This is a genomic window from Segatella salivae DSM 15606 (assembly GCF_000185845.1).
Taxonomy (GTDB): Bacteria; Bacteroidota; Bacteroidia; order Bacteroidales; family Bacteroidaceae; genus Prevotella; species Prevotella salivae.
Genome location: NZ_GL629664.1, coordinates 1 through 1,494, shown reverse-complemented (window position 1 = coordinate 1,494; position 1,494 = coordinate 1). Strand labels below are relative to the sequence as shown.

Below are 1,494 nucleotides of genomic sequence, written 5' to 3'. Positions count from 1 at the left end.
TCGGCTTCGTTCATGAAGTCGAAAAGGGATGGCTCACGTGAAGAGGAAGAAGCTGCTTTCCTGCTACCACGGGTACGCCGTTGAGGAATGGTCGCTGCCTTTTGCATTTTGAATTCCGATGGTTTCTGGGGAGCAGTTTGTGTTATAGGACGGCGTGCCTGTGAAGTTCCTGAATTATCCTTAATTTCATTGTTCACACGGGTAACTTCTCTTGTCCAAAGGCTGTATTCCTCTGGGGCAAATAGTGACAGCTGCTCTGGTTGTCCGATGTCTTCCATGTTATTGTCCACCACCGGATGATGATCGTCGTCAAAGAATATTGTCTGCCCGTTCATTTCTCTTGGGGCTTCAATATCCGTACGGATTTCCTGTGGTTCCTGCTCGTATTGATGATGAAGTGTCAAGGCGGGTACGCCTTCGGGTGCAGGTTCAACGTTTATGGATGGTTGCTCTGACACAGATTGCTGTGGTACAGACTCCGATGATGGTGGTTGCAATGGAGTAGTCTCTCCATTGGAAACGGTATTTTCTGTTGCCTGTGCCTTGGTAATGGTAAAATCGTCCGGTTCTATGACTTGTTCGACATTAATTCCTGTTTCAGTTTCTAATTCTTCCTTGGGCATTTTGATTTCAGAAGTACCGTTCACTGGCTCCTTGACCTTATTCTCTGTCTTTATTATTGCTTCTTCCTTGATTTCCTCTGCCACCACTTCTTCTTTGGTATATTGTCCCCTTACGATTTCTTCCAGTTCGGCTATCTCGTGCAATTTCTTAGGAGAGAAGTACAGGTCACGTTCAATGCCCAGTCCTCTTACCTTCACGCCTTCCATCTCGTCGAGGGACATATTGCCAAGCTCCCAGCCATAACCCATCGTGACAGCACCGAAGCCAATACGGCTCTTAGGGTCATATTCCAAAAGGTAGGCTGTATATGCTCCCATCGGGAAGAAATAGCGTGCGTATGCAACCTTATCGCCTATGAGTTCCTTTTCCGTGCTGTAAAGTTTTGGTAGTTGCTTCCTGATACTGTCGGGCATGAGGTTATAGGCATCGTTTATACCCTTGTCTTCAGTCTTTGTTTTCTCTGTTTCTTCTTCCCGACTTATGGTAATACCCAACTTGCGAAGCTGTTTCTCTGCTTCTGCCTCTCGCTCTGCTTCTGTCATCGGTATACCTGTTTCATATAGTTTACGGTCGATACGTTGTCCCATTTCAAGAGAGAGCCGTGTTCGGAGACTTTCTGCCATTTCCTCAACCCCTCCCGTGAACCGATACTCCCATGCAGGTCTTCCATAAGGGTCTGTACCCATTATGCGCTCTGTGGCAATGGTGCGATGAGATATGTCTTTCCAATCTCCTACAAAAAGTGAGTTATGCTTGAAGACGACAGTAGAGCCTTCTTCCTTGGGAACGGAAACAGTTTCTACGAACTGCTGTTCAATGCCCTTGCTGATTTCTTTACCAGTCTGCTTCTGCAGGACGATGAGGTCACTG

1 protein-coding gene is annotated in these 1,494 nt (G+C 46.8%); it reads right to left on the bottom strand.

The annotated features are described in order from the left end of the window. A partial coding sequence (locus HMPREF9420_RS12715) for a DUF2958 domain-containing protein (protein WP_007136148.1) occupies positions 1-1,494 on the bottom strand: 1,494 nt, incomplete at both ends.